Below are 20,878 nucleotides of genomic sequence, written 5' to 3'. Positions count from 1 at the left end.
TTCCCAAAAATGCTTGTTCTGCTTGCCCCCACATCTGAAAACCTACACCGCAAGATTATGAATATGATTTCGAAATTCACCTGTTTCTTTAGTGCCGTCATGGCGTTGTCGGTTCTTGTTGCTCAGGCCCAAGAGCCGGTTTCCATTGAGTCGCTGTTGAACGAGATGGTCGATCGCGATGCGGTGGCGTGTTATCCGGAAAAGGATTTCCGACTGAAACAGCACAGCAGTTACAACCGCGCGTCAAAGACCCCCGATGGACCCGCAGGCTGGTTCAATAACAAGGACAACAACACGAGCGCCAAGGATAAATGCTTTGTTCGCATCGAAGAAAACAACGGACGAAAGGAATGGGTGTTGATGGAGCACGAGGGGCCGGGTGCGATTGTGCGCACCTGGATGCCTTGGCGTGGTCACTCAAACGCAAGCACCGACGTCAACATGCGAATTTATCTCGACGGCGCCGATGAGCCGGTGCTGGAGGGGAACATGTTGAGCATGTTTGATGGCAGAGGAGTGATTCCGTATCCCTTTGCACATCCGTCCCTACGATCGGCCGTGAGCTTTTTTCCGATTCCCTATGCGAAGAGCTGCAAGGTGACGACGGATCAAATGCCGTTCTTTTTTCAGGTCACTTTTCGGGCATACAACGAAGGCACTCCGATCAAGACCTTTGCGATGGAGGACTTTGAAGCGGCGAAAGGGTTGACAGAAAAGACGGGCAGGCTGCTTTTGGATCCCGGTAGCGAATCTCATCAAGAGTCCGGTGCATCCGTTGGTCCGAAAGTTTTGACGACTTCCGCTACGGTCGAGTCTCAAGCCGAACAGTCGCTGGATCTTCCCGCAGGCACAGCGTCGGTACAGGAATTGTCGGTCAAGCTCGGCAGCTATAAGGATCCCAATGTCACACGCCAGTTGGTGCTCAAGATGGAGTTCGACGGCAAGGAAACGGTTTGGTGTCCGATCGGAGATTTTTTCGGGTCGGGTATCGGATTGAATCCGGTGCAAGGCTGGTCCAGCACCGTAGCGGAAGACGGGACAATGACCTGTCGCTGGGTGATGCCTTATCAGAACAGCGGCAAGGTCTCGCTACTGAACCTCAGTGGAGCGCCGGTGGATGCCGAGTTGGTCGTCAAAACCGGAGACTGGAACTGGGACGATCGCTCGATGTATTTCCACGCTGGTTGGCGCGGCCAATATCCGGTACCTACCCGTCCTTATTCGGATTGGAATTACGTCACGCTCAAAGGTCGTGGCGTGTATGTCGCCGATACACTGACAGTCATGAACCCGGTCGAGAAATGGTGGGGCGAGGGTGATGAGAAAATCTGGGTCGATGGAGAGGACTTTCCATCCATCTTTGGAACAGGAACGGAGGACTATTACGCCTATTCATGGGGCGGGGTGAGCACTGATTTTTATGAGCATCCGTTTCATGCGCAGCCGCGTGCCCACGAATACAACAAGTTGAACCGTAAGCCAAAGGACAAGGCGGGTGTTCGCAATACGCTTGGTTATAGCGTCGAGACCCGAAGTCGTTCTTTGGATACGATGCCGTTCGCTAGCTCGCTTCAGTTGGACATGGAGGTCTGGTCCTGGACCGACTGCGAGATGGCCTACGGCGTGGGCATGTGTTGGTACGGCTTTGCCGACACGACCTCTAACCGCAAACCGGAACCAGCCGAGGTGCTCAACGTGCCGCCGGTGCCGGATCTGCAGAACGCTACACCGGAATCCTCCGCTGATTCATTCAAGGACGCGGTCGAGATTGATCCGGAACGGGTGCGACCGAAGCCAAATAGGATCGTGCTGAAGATGCAGGACTTGAAAAAGTTGAAGTTCAAGGGAACATGGAATCAGGGGACGCACCAATTGTTCAAAGGTGCTGACGTGGGTGACGTGGTTGAATTGGACATCCCGGCGGCCAGTGATGGTGCTGAGAAGTTGACCTTGTATGCCACGAAATCGAGAGACTTTGGCATTCTACGTTTTTCGGTGAACGGCAAACCTGCTGGCGCGAAAGTGGATCTTTATGCCGCCAAGCCTGTTCCGACCGGCGCGATCGAACTAGGGGACTTCGAACCCATCGACAGTGCTTATGTAGTGCGAGTCGAAGTGGTCGGCAAGAACCCGAAGAGCCAAGGTGCCTTTTTTGGCCTTGATTGCATCACACTGTCTTCGCCCACGATCGAGAACTCGGAAGCTAATCAATAAACCAGAGCGATATGACGCGCCGGCCAATGACAATTTGCTGGAGGCGTCAAAAGGAAGAGCCAAGGGACTCGGCTACATCCAGACGGCACTGCCGATGGGCAATGGTCGACTGGGAGCCATGTTTTCCGGCGATATCGATACCGAGCATCTGTTGATCAATGACATCACGCTGTGGATGAATTCCAAGCGTGGGTTGGACGAGGCGGCGCAATCCGGAACGCGAACCGTTGCTCCGGATGATTTCGAGACAGTTCGGAAAGCCTACCGAGACGGGAAATACGGCACCAAACCGGGCAGTATGGAAAGCCTGTCCACCAAGCATCTCAGCAGCACCGAACCGCTGGGGAACTATGCACCGTTTACGGACGTGTTGATTTCCTACGGACATGATCCGGCATCAGTCAGCGACTACCGTCGCTCGCTCGATTCACGCACGGGGCTGGGAACCGTCAGCTATTCGATCGGCAATGGAATATTCAAAAGAGAATGCTTCAGTCTGCAGAAGGGAAACAAGGGGAATAAGCCTGCGACGCTGGATGAGTTCGATATTCCATTGCTCACCACATGGGTTTCCAATGAATTCAACGCGCCCGGTGGTCTTAAGAAGAGCAAGGGCGGTTCCTGTATGACTATGCGAGCGATTATGTGCATAATGATGAGCGATGCGATAAAGGCGGCAACCGCTGTTCTGGTATTGTCTGTAGGTTTGATCCCGGGAACCGCGTTGGCCGACCGGGAAGATGGACGAGTTCGAATTCACCAAATGCGCCGTGCGGACGCAGCGTTGGCGATTCGTCGATAACTCGCAGCTCTACGACATCTCTGCCGATCCCAGCGAGACAACCGACGTTTCTGATTGCATCCAGAGGTGGTCTCCCGCCTACGTCAATTCTACGAAGCGTGGTGGGCTTCGCTAATTCCATTGTTAGTGAACGAAAACCTACCCAAGGTTGCGCCGGAGGATCAACCGCTGGCGATTCGCTACCACAAGCAACTCAACGAGCGGGGCATCCCCGCTTGGGAGCCCGCAGAACTGTAGAGAGAGAATGGCAAGACCAGAAACTTGGGCGTGTCCTCCGAACGGATGACACATATAGCACCCGGGTTGGGTATTATTGGTTAATTACGGCTCGATAATGGCTGGCGAAAGCATCATGCGTTTTGCATTCGATTCTAGGTTTCCCGGGGAGCTACGATCACTCGTACAACGGGGGCGGTCGTTGATCCAAAGTTTTAGTCGAAACCGCAGTACAATTACTCCATGTCACCGTCTGATGATGACAACGCTCGTAAAGCAAGAAACAACATGAAAAACCCATTGCCGATTCTTCTTGGTGCGCTCGTAATCAGTGCACTGGTTCCACTTACCAAACTTGCGGCCACTGAACCCGCTAAACCCAACATCATTTTCATCTTTGCCGACGATTGGGGCTACGGAGATCTAGGGATTCACGGCAGCACGTTTTGCAAGACTCCGCACCTCGACCAGATGGCGAAAGAAGGAATCGACTTTGCCAACTTCACAGTCGATAGCCCGGTCTGTTCCCCGAGTCGCGTTGCCGTGATGACCGGCCAGTTCCCGGCGCGGCAATGTGTCCATCAGCACTTCCAGAGCATCGGTGCTCATATCAAACGAGGAATGCCTGATTGGCTTGATCCTCAAGCTCCGATGCTTCCACGCATGCTGAAGCAGGCAGGCTACACAACCGGTCACTTTGGCAAATGGCACCTGGGAAGCGTTGCCGACTCGCCGACCGAGGACGCCTATGGCTATGACCGCTTTGCCACGTTCAATGGGTCAGGAAAAAACGAAATCAAAAAGGATGGATTGGCATCGGTCGATCATGCGGTCGAGTTCATTAAGGAATTCAAGGACCAACCGTTCTTTGTCAACCTCTGGCTTCACGAGGCGCATCTGGCGCACTACCCGCTGGAAAAGTACCTTCAGCAGTTTAAAGATCTGGACGAGCAAAAGCGAGTTTATGCGTCGATTATCGCCGAGGCTGATGAAGGCGTTGGCCGTGTATTGACGTTGCTGAAGGAAGTGGGACTCGACCAAAACACGCTGGTCGTTTTCTCGACCGACAACGGGCCGGAAGCGACGCGAGGCGAAGATCAAAAATTCCACGACAAGACAAAAGTCGGGCTGGGCGGTTATTACTCAGTCGGAGAAACCGGAGGGATGAAAGGACGAAAACGATCTCTCTTCGCCGGTGGAATTCGTGTGCCCTTGATCGTGCGTTGGCCGGGAATCGTGCCAGCGGGAAAAACCGACAGGACATCCGTGCTGACGGCAGTCGATCTGCTGCCGACGTTTTTGGAAGTCGCCAGAGTGGAGCTGCCAGACGGATACCAGGCAGACGGCCAAAGCGCGTTCGCAGCGTTTAAAGGCGAAGGGTTCAAGAGAACCCAACCCATTTTCTGGGAATGGAAGGGGGGCGATTCACAGGAATACACGTGGCCCTCGCTCGCGATCCGCGACGGACGCTGGAAACTGCTGGTTAACAAACAGCAGAACAAGAGAGAACTGTACGACCTGGAAAGCGACTGGGCTGAGAAAAAGGATGTCGCGGCAGACTATCCTGAGGTCGTAGATCAGTTGTCCGAAAAACTCGATGCCTGGAAAAGTTCTTTGCCGACCGCACCGAGCCCGAACAGCGTGTCCAAAGCCAGAAACAAAACCTCCAAGCGAAACAAGTCAAAGTAGTCCGCAAGATAAGCTTCCAGCCTGTCATTGCACTCTGTGGGATAGGCTTCCAGCCTGTCATCACATTCCTCGACAGGTTGAAAACCTGTCCCCCTGCTTCAATCGACTTCCTCCGCGAAAGACGACCAACTATAAAATGAACCCGACAAATACCAATGCATTACGCCGGATCCAAGCATTAATCGTCGCATTCACGCTTGCGTTCTCTGCGGTCGCTCAAGCGGACCAACCTCGGAGTGAAGCACAGAAAGACATGCAACCCAACGTGCTGTTCATCGCCATTGATGACTTGAACGATTGGATGATGCTTCGCGACAAAGGTGTCCCCGATTGGTTGGGCAAAGTTCCCCCACAGCCAACGGACGCAAAACCATGATCCAAGTGCACGCTTTCGATCCACAACCTTCTCTTAATGATAAAGGCACGATGATGTCTTACGCTTTCCTTTTGCTAAAATCCGTCTTCGGTCATTATGCCGCAGCGAAAATCGGCACCACGTTCGGCAGTGCATCCGGTCGAAACTCTTGGCGAGTTTCGCTACGGCAATATCAGACACGCATCGCCGGGATGCTGCTGGTTGCATTGCTGGCGCCGAGTCTGGGCAGTGCCGCACAACCTACGGCGGATTTCTATGTAGCGACAAACGGGTCCGATGATTGGTCGGGAACGGCCGCCGAACCTAATGCCCAGCAAACCGATGGTCCGTTTGCGACGCTCGGGCGTGCGCGAGACGCGGTGCGAGAGTTAAACGCGAGCCAGTCAGCGGACATCGTCGTGCTCGTTCGTGGCGGGACCTACCGACTGAACAAAACGATTGTGTTTGGGCTACAGGATTCGCCGCAAGACGATGCGACGATCACCTATGCCGCCTATCCAGACGAAACACCTGTGTTCAGTTCGGGCCAAGAGATCCGCGATTGGAACAAAGTCACCGAGACGCTTCCAGGTCTGCCGGACGCTGCGATCGGCAAAGTGTTCGTCGCAAACGTTTCGAATCGTTTCCGTACGCTCTACGACGATGAAGGACTGCTGCCACGTGCTCGGTCCGCTGGCTTTATTCCATTGGCCGGCGGAAGTCGCAACCAGCTTCATTTTCCAGCCGGTCGATTGAAGAGCTGGCCGAATGTCGAGGATGCGGAAATTATCGTGCGTCCGCATCACGCCTGGATTGTGAATGTCCTGCCGTTGGTATCAGTCGACGAGAAAAAGCAGATCGCGCGCACGTCAATCGATGCGACCTACGCAATGAACTCGCTTCATTTCTTGCAGGAGACCGAGTCGTGCTGGGTCGAGAATGTGCTTGAGGAACTCGACGAACCCGGCGAGTGGGTTTTGAATACCAAGCAAGGCAAGCTCTACCTCTGGCCGCGAAACAAGTCGTCCGTTTTGGCTCCTCAATTGACAGAGCTCCTCCGCGTCGAAGGCGAAATCGACAAGATGGGGCCGACGGATACACCGGTGCGGAACCTGCGTTTTCGCGGGCTGACGTTCATGCATGGCGAACGCTATACGCTTAGCGAGGATGATGCCGGACTTCAGCACGACTGGGACATGCACGACAAGGCCAATGCGCTAGTGCGTCTGCGTGGTACCGAGAACTGCAAGATTGAGAAATGTCGTTTCGCTCACAGCGGCAGCGGAGCAATCCGTGTTGATTTGCACGGACAACAGAACACGATTTCCGGAAACCTGATCGAACATTTGGGAGGTGCCGGTGTTCTGCTGTGTGGCTACGGCCCAGGAACCAAAGACGTCAACAAGAACAATCTTGTTGACAACAACCACATTCATCATGTCGGCCGCATCTATTCGCACTCGCCCGGCATCATGGTTTGGCAAAGCGGCGACAACCGCATCGCGAATAATTTAGTTCACCATACACCCTATACGGGAATCATCATTTCCGGTTGCATGACTGATTTCTTTACGAAACAGGGCCGGGAGCTGGGTCGAACCCTCCGCAAGCACGAGATGGTGGGCCTGCCCAAAAAACCGCAACTCGAGGATGTTCGTCCCTATCTTCACACCCGCAACAATGCGTTTGAGTACAACGAGATCCATCATGCCATGGAAGAACTGGGCGACGGCAACGCGATCTACATCCGTGGCGCGGGCGCCGGCAATGTGATCCGCCGCAACTATGTCCATCACTTGGTCGCTCCGATGATCATGCAGTGTGCGATCCGAACCGACGGCGGGCAAATGGATACGTTGATCGCCGAAAACGTGATCTACAAATGCACTTCGCAAGGCATCATGCTGAAGCTGAATACGCGTGTCGAAAACAACATGGTGGTGGATGTGATCGCGCCGCCCCGTGGTTACTACTTGTCGGTTCGCGAAGGGCCTTTGTCGGGTGCAACAATCAAACGGAATGTCTTCTTTTCGTCTAACGATGAATGCGAGTTCATCAACGAACTCGGGCCAGGCAAAGGAAAATCAAGCGAGGATCGCCGAGGGCGAGCGTTGGCGCGATCGGCGGATGCCGACACAGACTACAACATCTATTACTGCAGGACCGACCCGACGTTAGGCGACGAAATGCTTGCGAAGCAGCGGAGCGATGGTGTAGACGCTCATAGCCGAGCCGTTGATCCGCTGTTTATTGATCCAGGAAATGGCGATTTCCGGTTTCAACCGAATTCGCCCGCACTGAAGTTGGGCATCAAGCCAATCGACGTGTCCGAAATGGGGCTAAGAACCAAGACGTCATCGGACTGAATAGCATGGGGCATCGGTCGTTCGCCAAACACAGATGAAAGTGTTGGTGTTCACGGCTAAGATAGGGACCGAAGTCATTTTCGAAACACACAAATCCAACACCTTTGAAAATCATGATGCCAAACTTGCGAACGATAAAACCCCGTATCGGCGGCGCCGCGATTCTCTTTGTTTGCGTCTGGACCTCGTGCTGCTGCGCTGACAATCCCCAGCGGAAAGCAACATTGCAAACTGACGCAACTCGCTCCGATGGAAAGGATTTCGTGCATCCTGGCATCGCACACAGCGCAGAAAGTATCGAGTTTGTCAAAGCCAAGATTGCTGCTGGCGAACAGCCTTGGTCTGGCGAGTGGCAGAAGTTGCAGGAATCCTACAACGCCAGCCTGGATTACCGGCCGAGTCCAAGGGGCCATGTCGAGCGCGGCCCAAGCAATAATCCAAATATCGGTTCATCGGAATTTTCTAGCGATGCCTCGGCGGCTTATACGCAGACGCTGCGTTGGGTGTTGTCTGGCGACCAGCGGCACGCCCGTAAAGCGGCAGAAATCATCGATGCTTGGTCAGGGACACTCAAGACGATCACGAATCACGATGCCAAGTTGCTTGTCGGCATGGACGGACATTTGTTCTGTAACGCCGCCGAGTTGTTGCGACACACCTGGGATGGATGGCCCGAGGCGAAACAGGAACAGTTTCGCGAGATGGCTCGCAAGGTGTGGTATCCGATCATCAAAGACTTCTATCCGACGGCCAACGGAAATTGGGATGCGTCGATGTTACAAACGATGGTTGCAATGGGCGTCTTTATGGACGATCGCGAGATATTTGATCGGGCGGTGAACTATTTTCTTGACGGCGAAGGAAACGGTGCCATTGGGAATTACTTCAACGACTTTGGTGAGTGCCAGGAATCAGGACGCGACCAAGCCCATACGCAAATGGGGTTAGAGTTTTTGGCTAACACCTGCGAGACGGCTTGGAATCAGGGCGTCGATTTGTACGCCGCAAGGGACAATCGCTTGTTGCTCGGGTTCGAATACACGGCTAAGTACAACCTCGGATTCGACGTTCGCTATGAACCGTTTCGCAGTGTTGAAGGACGCTACCACTACAAGCAAATCTCAAAAGACCGAGGACGACTGCGTCCGATGTATGAACGAGTCTACAACCACTACTATCACCGCAAGGGTTTGCCAGCCGAGTTCACAAAGCAAGCGGTGCTGAAGATCCGTGAACATGATGGCGAGCGTGATCGAGACGGCTCTCGTTCACGCGGTCGCCGCAACCGCAATCGCGGCAACAATCGCAGCGGGGGTCACAGTTCGCTGCGATGGGACACGTTGATGTTCGCACATGAATAAGACCACGACGTCTTCCTGCAAACGGCGTTTAAATAGGGGACGCCCGTCGAATCGAAAGACATCAACGGCAATATCCACAATCATATAATTACTCCCCTCGCCGTACTTCAATGAGAATATGTCAGTGTTGACACAAGGAGTCCGTGTGTTACATGAGAGTAAACGCTGGAGAAGAACAGAATGAAGATTCGTTTGAGGATCGAACGGGAAATAACTGTCGCTTTTCGCTCCGCGAAAGTTGTCTGTGGCGTTGTTTTCGCAGAGCGAAAGACGACATTAATACAATGCTTGATGCAAGTGTACCCTGTGTTCCTAATGTCGGTGTTGATTGCATGTTCATCGCTTGTCAGAGCAGAGGATTCTCCAAAACCGCCAGAAAAGACTGCGTTACGAATCAGTGATGGCAGTCACTTTGTGCCCATGGACTTCTATCCCAAGTTCAGTTGGGAGGTGACGCCGCAGTATTTTATGTTTGGGGATATGGAGCGGGTATTACTGCCGGAGGAAGTACGCTGGATCGCCGCACGAACAGATTTTCTCTGTATTGAAAAATCTCATGGGCTGGAGATGCTCGGTGCAGCGGAGTTGGGGGCTAAGCACGAGGCTGCGGAATTTAAGAAGATCAAACCCGGTATAAAGGTGCTCTTCTATTTCAATTCGGCCTATGCTTGGCCATTTACTTCTTACAACAAAGCGTTTACGCGAGACAGAATCGATCAACATCCTGAACTGAAGAAGTTTTTGTTGGTCGATCCTGAAACGGGCGAGCTGGCTCATCGCCGCAATGTTTTCTTTTTTGATGTGCTAAATCCTCAGCTACGTGAATGGTGGGTTGATACCGTTGCCAAGGGAGTGGCCGACTCTGGCTGTGACGGTGCCTTTATCGATCAAATGCACGGTTTTTTCTGGCTGCGAGAAGACAAGAGCCAAGAATTGCAAAAGGCGATGGGAGAGATGATGGCCTCGTTGAAAAGGAAGATGGGGCCAGACAAGATCCTGCTTGGTAACAATGTTCATCAAGCAATTGCCAATCACGTTTTCCCAGTGATTGATGCCAGCATGTTCGAGCATTACAACGCACAACTTCTTAGTAAGGAGAGTATGCTGCAAGACTGGGAGGATATGCTGCGTCTCGCCAAGGCCGGGAAAATGTCGGTCTTTCGGATCGGTGTCGATTCCGATCCCAGAGAGAATCGGCAGCAAGATAACGCGAGGGCAAGACGCGGGCGAGCGGAACGGATAAAGGAATTGGCCAAAGAACGTTTGGAATTCTATCTCGCCTGCTACCTAATCGGCGCCCAGCCCTATTCCTATTTCCAGTACGGATGGGGCTGGACTTTGTCGTCGGGCTCCTTGCAGGATTACCCCGACTTGCATCGGCCGCTAGGTGCGCCGAAGGGGGCTTACCAGCGAATCTCTCCGCAAGGTTGGGAATTTACTCGTGAATTTGAGCATGCCAGCGTTTGGGTGAACACCGAAAGTCGACAGGCCAAGATCACTTGGCGATGACCAGTGGGGTGACGCAAATCATTAATTTCATGTCGCAGATTATCCTCGAATCATCAGATCCAATGAGTGATAATGCATTACGCATAATGACCTCAATTTCACTCGGACTTTGGTCGCATCGCATAACAGGTTCCCAAACCACGTTCGGTATCAAGAAACGCGAACGGTCGGGAAATGCCTCGCTGCACGCAGTTGGAGTCTAGCCTTTCGGCGATCCATTGGTTGTGTCGCGAATTGCCGACAGACTCTGCTGCTTTTCGCAATGCCCTAATCGTAGGACTCGGCCAACGAGCCAATCGACTGCTGCAACGACGAATCCTCGACGAAAGAAGCAAAAATGAAACTCCTGAACCTGGTTTTCTTCGTTGGCTTTGGGGGCGTCCAATTGCTTGCTGCCAATCTTGCGACCGGAGCTGATACCGCTGCGACGCCCAACATCATCCTGATTCTAACGGACGATCAGGGGTATCAAGATTTGGGTTGCTTCGGTTCGCCGAATATCAAGACGCCGCATTTGGATCAGATGGCAGCCGAAGGCATAAGGCTGACCAGCTTTTATGCTCAGCCTGTTTGCGGTGTTTCGCGAGCGGCACTGATGACCGGATCGTATCCGATTCGAATTGCTGAACCAGGAAACATCAAACGGCTGCACACGGTTCCGCATCCAGACGAAGTCACGATGGCTGAAGTGCTGAAGCAGGCCGGTTACGCGACAAGCATGATTGGCAAGTGGCATTTAGGACTCGGTAGTGAAAACACGACGACGCCGAATGCGCAAGGCTTCGATTACTTTTACGGCACACCGATTTTCAACGGTTACACCGTGAACGTCGACGACACAAAGATGCGCAGCTCGATCATGCGCAATCAGGAAGTCGTGGTGAAGTCCGTTGAGAGTTGGGACAACATCACTGCTGACTACACCGGCGAAGCGATTCGTTGGATCAAGTCGAACCACGAGAAGCCGTTCTTCCTGTATCTGGCACACAACATGCCACACATTCCGCTGGGGGCATCGGAGAACTTCAAAGGCAAGTCCGATGGCGGTTTCTACGGCGACACGATTGAAGAAATCGATTGGTCGTGTGGCGAAATCTTCAAGACGCTTAAAGACTTAAATATCGACGACAATACCTTGGTCGTATTTACATCCGATAACGGCCCGTGGGTTGAAACCACACGCGGGATGAAACCAAATGCGGCGAAGTTCATTCCTCGCGATCATTCCGGCAATGCGGATCCGTACCGCGGCTGGAAGATGAGTGCTTGGGATGGCGGTTCGCGAGTTCCATTTATTGCTCGCTGGCCTAAGCGAATTCCTGCTGACTCATCGTCCGACGAGATCCTCAGCACGATGGATTTGCTGCCCACGTTTGCTTCGATCGCCAAGGGCAAGCTGCCCGACGTTGAACTCGACGGCAAAGACGCGACTGAATTTTTGACTGGGAAGTCCGAAGCCAGTCCGCGCGACGAATATCTTTACTACTCGGGGTGTCTGCTGACTGGCGTGCGGTCGGGCTCATGGAAACTCGTTCTGCCGCGAGTCGATGCACCGAAAGGTCTCGGATGGTGGGCCCGCATGATCGAAGCGGTCGACGAAATTCACCTATTCGACCTCGAGGCTGATCCCGGTGAAACCACAAACGTGGCGGCGGAGCATCCTGAAGTGGTCACTGCATTGATGAAGCGAATCACTCGGGCACGAACGGAACTGGGGGACATCGATCAAACTGGCAGCAAGGCAAGGTTCTTCGATAAGGGGCCTCGAAAACTTCAAAACCCGATCAGAAAACCACGTCAGAGAAAGCCAGCTGGCAAATCAACCTCTGGAAATGAATAGGCACCGATGATTCGAATCGTAAGTTTAGCATCACGTCAACAATAACTGACGTAGCAAAACTCGCAGAGAGTTTCGTTTCGAGCGACGGAAATCGAAAGTCTCTGCGACTTTCGCTACCACTGAAATGGCATTCAGAGCGTGGAGACCACCTTCTGACGAAGGTAGCTGTAATAGAGACGAAGACACTAGATTGCGAATCCAACCTCTGGCGACATTCAATGAGCAAGTCGAGAACGCTTAATACGATCAATTTCCAGGATTCTTGCTGCGAAGGCTCCGGCGAATGTTCGGCTCATTCGGTAGGCTCCCATTTGCTTGGACGGCGAGGGTTCATTCAGGCCTCGGGGATGACGGCGGCGATGCTATTGGCCGGACGGTCGCGAGTAATGGCGGGACCGTTTTCCAGCGAAGACTTTGAACAGATCATTCCATCGGATAAGAAACTGAGTCAGGACTGGATCGCAAGCCTCTATGCTCGCGGCAACCCTCTGACGGCCAGCGGCGAAGACTTGAAATTCATCGGCATGCCAATCAATGGTATTTGTACGGGGCAAGTCTATCTCGGCGGCGATGGCAGGCTTTGGCATTGGAACTTGGATGCCTCCCGTGATTTCAAAAAGGATACCGCGAAGGGACCACGATTCATGGATCCCGATGTGGCCCGCGATTCGGTGCCGATGAGTCAGGGGTTTGCACTGCAAGTGGGGACGGCGGATAGCAAAAAGGTTTTTACCTTGGACGCAAACGGTTTTAGTGACGTCACTTTCACCAACCAGTATCCGATGGCGACGGTTGACTATGCCGATACGGATTGCCCGGTTGATGTGCACCTGCATGCCTACACGCCGTTCATTCCGCTCAATCGAGACGACTCGAGCTATCCCGTAATCGTGATGCAGTACACGGTTACAAATACATCGGCCGACAAGCAGGATGTCGCAATCGCTGGCTGGATCGAAAACATCTCCAACGCGAAATCGGGCGTGCTGGCTGTAGGTAAGCGTGTTTGCAAGTACCAAGAGCTCGAGGGCATTTCAACGGTGGAATGTTCCGCTGATTTTCAGTCCGGCACGTCAAAAAATTCTGGTCCCGCCGAAACGGAAGTTTTCGCTGACTTTGAAGGCGGAAGTTACGGGGAATGGTCCGTCGAGGGGAACGCGTTTGGCGACTCGCCATCGGATGGTGTGGACAACAGCAAGCTACAAAAACTGTCGGGCTTCAAGGGCAAAGGCCTCGTGAATTCCTGGACCGGCACCGACCAGTTGCAGGGAAAACTGATCTCGCCAGATTTCCAGATTGAGAAGCCCTACATCAACTTTCTAATCGGTGGAGGATCGAACTCGAAACAATTGAGTGTCAGTCTGTGGGTCGACGGCAAGCAGGTTCAATCGGCAACGGGCAAAAAGTCTGACGCGATGACATGGGCGTCGTGGTCGGTCGAAACACTCCGAGGCAAAACGGCACACATTGAAATACTCGATGCGAATTCGGGGCCTTGGGGGCATATCGATGTCGATCAGATCGAGTTTTCAACGCATCCTCCGGTCAAAAAGGGGCCAAGTTCGCAGCAGGAATTGCAACCAGATTACGGCTCGATCGCATTAGGGTTGCTTGGCGATGCGAGACCCGAGATTGTCGACATTGATCGACGGCAGCCGGCTGTGACCGATCTGTTTGCAGCGAAGCCAGCTGATTTGAAACAGGGATCAATCAGCGAGCGAGACTTCAACCAGCGCAGGTTTGCCTCGTTGGGTCGCAGGCTGACATTGAAGCCGGGTGAATCAGAAACGATTTCGTTTACGTTGTCCTGGCGTTTTCCCAACGTGCAGTACAACCGGGTGTTTGGCAAACGGACGGTTGCCGCGATCAATCACTATTCAACTCTCTGGCCGACCGCGGCCGATGCTGCTGGATCGGTTGCGGCACGAGAGTCCGAATTGCATGATGCGACAGGGGCGTGGGTCGACACCTGGTATGACTCGACGTTGCCGTATTGGTTTCTGGAACGCACGTTCGTCACCCTAAACTGCGTGCAAACTCAGATGGGACAGCGACTCGCCCAAGGACGTGAACCGGAGCACTACAATTTTGATGAAGGGGTGAAGTGTTGCCCCGGCAACTGCACGCACGTCTGGCACTACGCGCAAGGACTCGCCCGAATCTTTCCTCAGATTGAACGCGAGAATCGAGACAAGATCGAATACGGCATCGGCTTCGATCCCAAGTCAGGCAGCATCCGGCATCGTTATACGGATCCGAAATTCGGTGATGCCATCGATGGAAACTGTGGCACGATCTTGCGGGTGCTACGTGAGAGCCAGATGACGACGGACTACCGATTCCTGGAAAGCATTTGGGATCGCGTCAAGCTTTCGATGGATCATGTGATCCAGAAATGGGATCCTGATGAGGATGGAATGCTTGCGGGATCGCAACACAACACACTGGACGAACCTTGGTTTGGTCAGGTTCATTGGTTGATCAACTTGTACCACGCCGCACTCAAAGCTTCGGCCGTGATGGCTCGGCAGATGAATCAGCCCATGGTTGCCCGGCGCTATGAGGCGATCGTCGCCAAAGGCGCCCCGGCAATGGTCGATTTGCTCTGGAACGATGACTTTGGTTACTTCATCCACAAACCGGGTCCTGGCGAAGACCAAAAGCACGGTTCGACCAATGGCTGTCACATTGATCAGTTGCTCGGCGATTCTTGGCTGTGGAATGTGGGGATCGACCGCGTCTTGCCCAGAGCGAAAATATTGCAATCGTTGGAGTCGCTTTGGAAGTACAACTTCGCGCCAGACGTAGGCTTGTTTCGGGAAAAGATGACCGACGGACGGTGGTACGCAGCGGCAGGCAACGCGGGTTTGATCATGTGCAGCTTCCCTCACGGAAAGGTTGAGCCGAAGAGTGGCAAGAAGAGCTATGCCGGTTACTTGAACGAGTGTATGACCGGTTTTGAATGGCAAGTCGCCGCGCACATGATTTGGGAAGGCATGCTCGAGAAGGGACTGGCGATCGGCAGAGTCATCTATGATCGTTACTTGCCGCAAGATCGAAATCCCTATAACGAAGTCGAATGCAGTGATCACTACTCGCGTGCGATGGCCAGCTTCGGTGCTTACCTAGCAATTTGCGGTTATCGCTATGACGGCCCGCAAGGAAAGCTGGCTTTCGGACCCAAGCTAAAGCCCGAGAATTTTCGAGCCGCGTTCACAACGGCTGAAGGTTGGGGACGGTTCACTCAGAAATTGATCGATGGAAAACAGACCGCGTCGATTGAGCTACGCTATGGCAGGCTTGCTTTGCAGGAACTGACGCTAGATCAAATCGAATCCGCCATGGCGAGTGGTGCAACGGTCAAAGTTGACGGACGAGTAGTCGACGCGAATTTCCGTGTGGTTAACGACCGTCATGTGCTGAGCTTCGGTAGCGCGTTGAACTTGGTTGCAGGGCAACACATCGAGGTTCAGCTCGTCTAGCTTGTAGGGCCGGTTCCCACCGGCCTGCTTGGAACCGGCCGGTGGGAACCAGCCCTACACCAACTCGAAACTTCATCATGAAAACACACCATCTATTGATACTCTTGCTCGGCCTAGTGCTCGCGTCCGTGACGGAGCTGATTGCCGCTGAGTCCTCACGGCCCAACTTCGTGGTCATCTTTACCGACGACCAGGGCTATGGCGATCTCAGCTGCTTCGGCGGGGCGCATGTCAACACACCGAGGATCGACCAAATGGCGGCCGAAGGTGCCAGGCTGACCAGCTTCTATGTGGCTGCACCTGTCTGTACGCCGTCGCGCGCCGCCTTGATGACGGGTTGCTATCCCAAGCGAATCGATATGGCCACCGGCTCCAATTTTGGCGTGTTACTTGCAGGGGACACCAAGGGACTCAATCCTGACGAAATCACCATCGCCGAAGTGCTCAAAACGGCAGGATACAAAACGGGAATGTTCGGCAAGTGGCACCTTGGCGACCAGCCAGCCTTCCTCCCGACCCGACAGGGCTTCGACGAATACTTCGGTCTTCCCTACAGCCACGACATCCACCCGTTCCACACCAATCAGAAGAAGTACAATTTCCCGCCACTACCGTTGTTGGATGGCGAGACGGTGGTTGAAATGGATCCCGATGCCGACTACCTGACGCGGCGCATCACGCAGCGCGCCGTAAGCTTCATTGAAACGAACAAGAGCGGACCGTTCTTTCTCTACATTCCGCACCCCATTCCCCATCGCCCGCTTCACGTTTCGCCTCCCTTTATGAAGGGTGTTCCTGAACCGCTGAAAGCGAAACTCGCTCTGGAAGCACAAAACAAGACAATCGACTACAAGACGCGGGATAAAATTTATTCTTCCGCGATCAGTGAAATCGATTGGTCGGTCGGGCAGATTCTTGACGCCCTGAAAAAGCAAGGTATCGATGACAACACCCTAGTGATCTTTACTTCCGATAATGGCCCGTCGGTCGGAAAGGCGACTCCGTTGCGAGGCAAAAAAGGAACCACGTTCGAAGGCGGTATGCGCGAGCCAACTGTGATTCGTTGGCCCGGAAAAATCCCGGCGGGCAAGTCTAACGACGAACTCATGACCGCAATGGACCTCCTGCCGACGTTCGCGAAACTGGCCGGCGCAAAGATTCCCACCGATCGAACCATTGATGGCAAAGACATCTGGCCAACTCTCATCGGCGAGGCGCATACACCGCACGAAGCATTCTTTTATCATCGCGGTAATGAGTTGAATGCGGTGAGGTTGGGAAAGTGGAAGCTTCATACGAACAAAGGAAAACCCACGCTTCTCTACGACCTTGAGAGCGATATCGGCGAGACGCAGAACCTCATCAAAGACCAGCCTGAAGTAGTCAAACGACTCGTCGAATATGTCCGGGCGTTTGAAATGGACATCGCGGAGGACCATCGGCCCGCCGCATTCGTTGACAATCCCAAGCCACTGTCAAAGTAAACTCATGAAACGAACTTTGTGTGAGCCAGGTAGATGTGAGTGTGAACCATCCGTTGTCGGTTTGGACATGTCCCGTCGCCGCTTTTTGGTGTCCGCAGGCGTCTTGGCTGCGGGTCTGGGCGGAAGGCCACTGATGGCGGCCGACAGTAGGGAGTCGTATGCAGCGCTCCTGAAATCAGATCCGTCCTTGCGGGGCTATTGGCGTTTTGACGGCGATCTTGTCGATGTGATGGGCAAGGCATCTGCCACCGCCAAGGGTGACGTTACTTATGTTGACGGTGCGGTCGATGGCAAGGCGGTCAGCCTTGAGCCCAATGAGCCGCTTTCGGTGCAGAATACAAACCACTTGAGAGGGCGATCGGCTACGTTGGAACTGTTCTTCAAAGTCGATTCGAAGCCCAGCGGACAGGAAGACATCGTGCTGATCGCCCAAACATTGGGGCAGGCGGTTCGCTACATTGTTGGCGTCAAGAATGATCTTTCAGCATTGGTGTATCGCAATGAAAAACAGACGGTCCTGACGACAATCAAACTCCCCACGGCCCAGCCGATCGAAGTGGGGCGTTGGTATCACCTCGCCATCACGGGGTACGACCTCGACTTGAGAGCCTATGTGGATGGTTACCAGTGCAGCCTCGTCGGTGGCGCGTTCGAGTGGACTCGAAGAGGGCCGAAAAAATCCACGATGACGTTTGGGGCAACGTCGGTGAAAGGCTGGGGCTCTGGGAACATTCTCCTGGATGAGGTCGCCTGTTATGCCAAAGGCCTGACCCAAGCCGAGATTCAGGAACATCTCAAGGCCGCCGGATGGGAACAGCAATTGAAAGCGACTGGCGCGATCGTCGCACGCGTCAAGGCAGAGCGCGACGCCGTTCGAGAATGCAAGGAGCAGGCCATCCTGAATGATCCGGGGCTGACCGCACCGGGGGCGACTCGTGTTTATGAAGGCGATCACCTTGACGCCATCAATTTCATCGTCGGCGGTATCGGCGCGGGTGGCATCCAGTTCAACGGCAAGGCCGAACCGGCGATCTGGCAGATTGCCTGCAATTTTTCCGAAGAGCGGATCGCCGACAGCTTCCTTGCCGTGCGGGCGCAAGGTCCTGGCGGCAAGCCTGTGGTTCGCGCATTGCAGACCGAATCGGTCGGGCCGTTTGCGGCGATGTCGTCTTTGAAATTCGAAGGCGAATATCCTTTTGCGAAGTATCGCTTTGACGAGCCGGAACTGCCGGTTGAGGTGGAACTGGAAGTTTTCAATCCATTCATCCCGATGGACCTGAAGCACTCGGCAATCCCCTGTGCGATTTATACCGTCACAGCGAAGAATACATCGTCCTCGCCCGTGAAGGTCGATGTCCTGGCCGCGCAGGCAAACGCGCTCGGCTTCAACGAAGGCAAAGGTGGCGGATTCGGAAAGAATCAAAACCATGTTGTCAGCGAGGGCAATGCGACCCTGTTGCACATGACGCGCAATGATGTCCCGGGATCGGACATGGTGCTAATGACACAAGCATCAGGTGCATCCGGCTGTGCGTCATGGGAATCGACGGAGTCGTTGCACGATGCGTTTGGCGAAGACGGCAAGTGCAAAGGGCCAAGTGAATCCAAAGTTTCCCAGGCCGGCCAAACCGTTAACGGTGCACTCTCGGCACCTCTTGAACTCGCACTGGGTGAGACCAAATCGGTGACGTATGTGCTGACCTGGTATTTCAAAGCCGGTCAGCATGGGTCTGGAGGACGACCGGTGAAGCTGGAAGGAGAATCAGGACGAAGCGTCGGCTGGTCGCACCGAGGGCAGAATTACACCAACTGGTGGCCCGATGCGCGCGGCGTCGCGTCGTTCCTGCAAAGCAACCTCGAAGACTTGACCGCGCGAACTCGCCGCTTTCACGACACGCTCTATGCATCCAAGTTGCCGGTCTGGTTGCTGGATCGGCTGTCATCGCAATTGGCCGTCTTGCGAAGCCAGACTTGCTGGTGGGCTGCCGATGGGTACTTCGGTGCGTGGGAAGGCTGTAACCCAACGGATGGTTGTTGCGCCGGAAACTGCACGCATGTGTGGCACTACGCCCAAGCCCATGCCCGCTTGCTTCCCGAATTGGGACGCAAGATGCGCGAGCAGGACTATGGCACGCTCGCCGCCGATGGATTGCTTCCCCACCGGGCGACCAACAAGAACCCGGCAGCAGACGGGCACTTCGGGACGATCCTCAATACCTACCGCGAGCATCTTTGCAGTGCCGATGACCGGTGGCTGAAGTCGCAGTGGCCCAAGGTCAAGAAGGCGATGGATTGGGGGATCGAACATTGGGATCCCAAACGCGACGGATACATGCAGCACCTCCAGCACAACACGCTCGATGGTGCCTTCACCGGATGTTCCTCTTGGATCGGCACGCTGTATCTATCAGCACTCGAAGCGGCAGCTCGCATGGCGGAGACGATGGGCGATCAAACGCTGGCCGCCGAATATCGGAAGATCAGAGCGTCCGGCAGGAAGCTTCAAAACCAGCGTCTGTGGAACGGCGAGTATTACGTCCAGGAAGTTGGCGAGAAGCGAGAACAGGATTACTTGGACGGTTGCCACATCGACCAGATCCTTGGCGAATGGTGGGCGGACCAAGTAGGCATCGACGACAACTACCCGCAAGATCGCTCGCGTAAGGCGATGGAGTCGCTGCTGAAGTATAACTTCCTGGCGGACTTCCATGGTCAATCGCTCAAGCCGCGGCAATATTGCGAAGTCGACGACGGCGGCATGAAGATGATCACCTGGCCAAAGAACCCGCAGCCGATTCCCGGCATGAAGTATGGCGACGAAGTCATGACGGGGTTCGAGTACGGTGCGGCTGCGACGATGATTCAAATGGGCATGCTGCGCGAGGGATTGATGGTCATCAAGGTGATCTCCGATCGATACGATGGTCGCCTGCGAACCGAGGGCGTCACCGACATGAACAATGGTGCTTGGGGTTATTCGGGTAATCCCTTCGGCGATGATGAGTGCGGCAAATTTTACGGCCGTTCGTTGAGTGTCTGGTCAGTGCTGCTGGCCCTGCAGGGCTTTATCTACGACGGCCCTGCCGGACGCATCGGCTTCAAGCCTCGCGTGAATCCGGAAGACCACGCCAGCTTCTTCACCGTCGCCGAGGGATATGGACTTTTTTCCCAGGTTCAGGAAACGAATCAGCAAAAGGCTTCCCTTGAATTGCGCGAGGGTCAGCTTCGCTTGAATGAGGTGATTCTCTGGGCCGCCGAAGGGGCGCGTCCGCAGTCCGCGCAAGTGACACTCGGGGGCGAAGCCGTGGATGTACGCCTCGACGTCTTCAACCTCAAGCTTCGATTAGCATTCGGGCAACCACTTGTGCTGAAGGCGGACCAGCAGCTCGATATACGCGTGGAACTGTCCTGATAGGGAGACGACAACAATGATAATACCACGCATCATTACGACTTGATCAACTTTGGAAAGAAAGGTGAACTGGAATGGAAACGATTTGTCAGCGACGATCTTCATGTCCCCAAAATTTGTTAAGCGATAGTCGTGGAAAACTAATCGA

The 20,878-nt window shown here is 54.1% G+C and carries 12 protein-coding genes; all 12 read left to right on the top strand.

The window, feature by feature from the left end; translation table 11 throughout:
• Nucleotides 1-63: 63 nt before the first annotated feature.
• The 12 genes from SH528x_RS28345 to SH528x_RS28290 all read left to right on the top strand — a co-directional run bounded on the left by SH528x_RS28345 (nt 64) and on the right by SH528x_RS28290 (nt 20,730).
• Complete coding sequence (locus tag SH528x_RS28345; protein ID WP_442506798.1) at nt 64-2,214, top strand: glycoside hydrolase family 172 protein; 2,151 nt, start codon at nt 64-66, stop codon at nt 2,212-2,214.
• Nucleotides 2,144-3,016 carry a glycoside hydrolase N-terminal domain-containing protein gene (locus SH528x_RS28340; protein ID WP_442506797.1) on the top strand — a complete coding sequence of 291 codons (873 nt, stop codon included), beginning with the start codon at nt 2,144-2,146 and terminating at the stop codon, nt 3,014-3,016. The genes SH528x_RS28345 and SH528x_RS28340 overlap by 71 nt, the downstream gene beginning before the upstream one ends.
• Before the next feature lie 66 nt (nt 3,017-3,082).
• Entirely contained in the window at nt 3,083-3,253 is a 171-nt protein-coding gene (locus SH528x_RS28335; RefSeq protein WP_442506796.1) for a hypothetical protein, read from the top strand.
• 267 nt (nt 3,254-3,520) lie between these two features.
• A complete protein-coding gene (locus SH528x_RS28330) occupies nt 3,521-4,921 on the top strand; it encodes a sulfatase family protein (protein WP_442506795.1) in 1,401 nt (466 codons plus the stop codon).
• Between the two features lie 136 nt (nt 4,922-5,057).
• Entirely contained in the window at nt 5,058-5,297 is a 240-nt protein-coding gene (locus SH528x_RS28325; RefSeq protein WP_442506794.1) for a hypothetical protein, read from the top strand.
• A 191-nt stretch (nt 5,298-5,488) separates the two neighbouring features.
• Nucleotides 5,489-7,642 (top strand): right-handed parallel beta-helix repeat-containing protein, encoded by a 2,154-nt coding sequence (locus SH528x_RS28320; RefSeq protein WP_442512196.1) that lies wholly within the window; start codon nt 5,489-5,491, stop codon nt 7,640-7,642.
• Between the two features lie 224 nt (nt 7,643-7,866).
• Nucleotides 7,867-9,003: an alginate lyase family protein gene (locus tag SH528x_RS28315; RefSeq protein ID WP_442506793.1), complete on the top strand. Its 1,137-nt coding sequence runs from the start codon at nt 7,867-7,869 to the stop codon at nt 9,001-9,003.
• A 291-nt stretch (nt 9,004-9,294) separates the two neighbouring features.
• Complete coding sequence (locus SH528x_RS28310) at nt 9,295-10,512, top strand: putative glycoside hydrolase (RefSeq protein WP_442506792.1); 1,218 nt, start codon at nt 9,295-9,297, stop codon at nt 10,510-10,512.
• 337 nt (nt 10,513-10,849) lie between these two features.
• Nucleotides 10,850-12,352, top strand: coding sequence for a sulfatase family protein (locus SH528x_RS28305; RefSeq protein WP_442506791.1), 1,503 nt, complete (start codon nt 10,850-10,852; stop codon nt 12,350-12,352).
• A gap of 218 nt (nt 12,353-12,570) precedes the next feature.
• Nucleotides 12,571-15,834, top strand: a complete 3,264-nt coding sequence (locus tag SH528x_RS28300) for a GH116 family glycosyl-hydrolase (RefSeq protein WP_442506790.1) — start codon at nt 12,571-12,573, stop codon at nt 15,832-15,834.
• Nucleotides 15,835-15,911: 77 nt separating this feature from the next.
• Nucleotides 15,912-17,318 (top strand): sulfatase family protein, encoded by a 1,407-nt coding sequence (locus SH528x_RS28295; RefSeq protein WP_442506789.1) that lies wholly within the window; start codon nt 15,912-15,914, stop codon nt 17,316-17,318.
• Complete coding sequence (locus SH528x_RS28290; RefSeq protein ID WP_442506788.1) at nt 17,236-20,730, top strand: GH116 family glycosyl hydrolase; 3,495 nt, start codon at nt 17,236-17,238, stop codon at nt 20,728-20,730. Before SH528x_RS28295 ends, SH528x_RS28290 begins: the two co-directional genes overlap by 83 nt.
• Nucleotides 20,731-20,878: the final 148 nt, after the last annotated feature.

The sequence above is a fragment of the Novipirellula methanifontis genome (assembly GCF_052161655.1).
Taxonomy (GTDB): domain Bacteria; phylum Planctomycetota; class Planctomycetia; order Pirellulales; family Pirellulaceae; genus Novipirellula.
This window is presented reverse-complemented; position numbering and strand designations above follow the sequence as displayed.